General features: G+C 40.4%; 4 protein-coding genes. All 4 read right to left on the bottom strand.

What is annotated here, in order from left to right:
- Nucleotides 1–140: 140 nt before the first annotated feature.
- Nucleotides 141–362, bottom strand: a complete 222-nt coding sequence (locus tag PX482_RS20970; protein ID WP_288096748.1) for a hypothetical protein — start codon at nt 360–362, stop codon at nt 141–143.
- A gap of 66 nt (nt 363–428) precedes the next feature.
- On the bottom strand, nt 429–575 hold the full coding sequence (locus tag PX482_RS20965; protein ID WP_155120387.1) for a hypothetical protein: 147 nt from the start codon (nt 573–575) through the stop codon (nt 429–431).
- Nucleotides 576–699: 124 nt separating this feature from the next.
- Nucleotides 700–846 carry a hypothetical protein gene (locus tag PX482_RS20960; protein ID WP_155120388.1) on the bottom strand — a complete coding sequence of 49 codons (147 nt, stop codon included), beginning with the start codon at nt 844–846 and terminating at the stop codon, nt 700–702.
- A gap of 150 nt (nt 847–996) precedes the next feature.
- A partial coding sequence (locus tag PX482_RS20955; protein WP_288122976.1) for a tetratricopeptide repeat protein occupies nt 997–1,931 on the bottom strand: 935 nt, incomplete at its 5' end.

Here is a 1,931-nt window from a genome sequence, read left to right as displayed (position 1 = left end):
TGCCTTTCAGCTTTTGGGCAGTTTTGATATAAAGGGCTTTCAGACTATCGGTTAGTTGAATCAGGGATGCTGGTTTCATGCGAGTTCCTCACTCTGAGGATTTTCCCGTTATTATAGGATCAATCATTCTCTGTAATTCTCTAAAGATAATGATCATGCTGATTAGCAAGATCTATAGGCAACTTTTCTAAGTCGTCATTGTCTAATGGTATCTCTTCCAGAAGCTTTAATATTGCCTCCCCTACATTACTTTCAGATTTAGCATAACTAGCTTGTGCTGAAAGGAGGAAGTTTAAAGTTTCTTCTATTAAAGAATCCGGCGCTTGTTCAATCTCTTGTAATAGTCTCTCTTTAGTATTCATGGTTTTATTCCTTGCTAATCAGTTATCAGTCATCAGTGATTAATTCAATTATAGTTCATCATTCAATCATTCCAACCACTGTCGATGGTGGTGCGTTACTGGACTAGGTAATAGGTGTAGGGGTAATTCATGAATTACCCCTACAATAACGTTTGTCTGGATGTTGTCAAATTTTCTCTTGACAAAGGCGACTTGACATGATACTATATTCATAATGGAAAATCCGTGCGCCTACAAACCCTCTTTTCCAACGGTCTTAACTATGATTGGTTTATTCAATCAATCTTCATCTCTAATCCACTCTTAACTAGCTCCCTAGTCATAGTCCATCAGATGATTACATCAACCACTGTCGATGGTGGTGGGTTACTGGACTAGGTAATAGGTGTAGGGGTAATTCATGAATTACCCCTACAATAACGTTTGTCTGGATGTTGTCAAAATTTCTCTTGACAAAGGCGACTTGACATGATACTATATTCATAATGGAAAATCCGTGCGCCTACGAACCCTATTTTCCAATGGTCTTAACTATGATTAGTTCATTCAATCAATCTTCATCTCTAATCTACTCTTAACTAGCTCCCTAGTCATAGTTCATCATTCAACATTCCAATCACAGTTAAGACTGTTTTCAGGGATGAGGGGGTTTTGGTTTCAACATCTCCACCACCTCATCGGGAAACCGTTGTCTTAATTCTGCTTCGGGTAATTGGGATAACATCCTCAGATAATTCTGATAAAAGGTTTGGGTATGGGGATGATTTTCCCCTAATCCTTGGGTAGCAATATTAATCGCTTCTAGATAGAGAGGTTCCGCTTCTGTGTACCTGCCTTGGGAATCGTACAATGCTGCTAAATTGTTGAGGGAAGTTGCCACATCGGGATGATTGTCTCCTAAGAGTTGTTTTCTCAAATCTAATGCTTCTAGATAGAGAGGTTCTGCTTCTGTGTACCTGCCTTGGGAATAGTACAAGTATGCTAAATTGTTGAGGGAAGTTGCCACATGGGGATGATTGTCTCCTAAGTGGGTTCGAGTTGCGGTTAAACAAGCTTGACAGTAAGGTTCAGCAATAGCATACAATCCTTGTCCGTTATAATACCAAGCTAAACCCGTATAAGACCATAATAAATCCTCATCAGCGATATATTGGGGATATTCCCCGACAGATGCTTGTAGATGGAGAAGGAAAGGTTTAAATTCTTCAACGATTTCTACAGTGGGATTCTGTGGCATTTCTGCCGATTTTTTGGCCATAATCCCACAATAACGGCGTTTTGCTGGTTCTGCGTGGGGTGATGCTTCTAACTTATCCCGAAAGTAGCGACGCAACAGGGGATGAATTTCATACCAACCATCACGATTATCCTGAACTAAACTCAGGTGAACTAAACTATCGGTTAACCATTCCTCCACTGTATCCCCATCCTCATCGGGAAATAAATCCAGAATCATCCCTTTGGGAAAGGGCGCAAGAGCGAATAAACTGAGATAAAGTGCCAAAATTTGCGCTTCTGGTTCGCTATGCAACTCCTCCCAACTGAGATTAAAGGCAGCTTTTAACCCTC

The sequence above is a fragment of the Microcystis sp. M53602_WE12 genome (genome assembly GCF_030065455.1).
Lineage (GTDB): Bacteria > Cyanobacteriota > Cyanobacteriia > Cyanobacteriales > Microcystaceae > Microcystis > Microcystis aeruginosa.
This window is presented reverse-complemented; position numbering and strand designations above follow the sequence as displayed.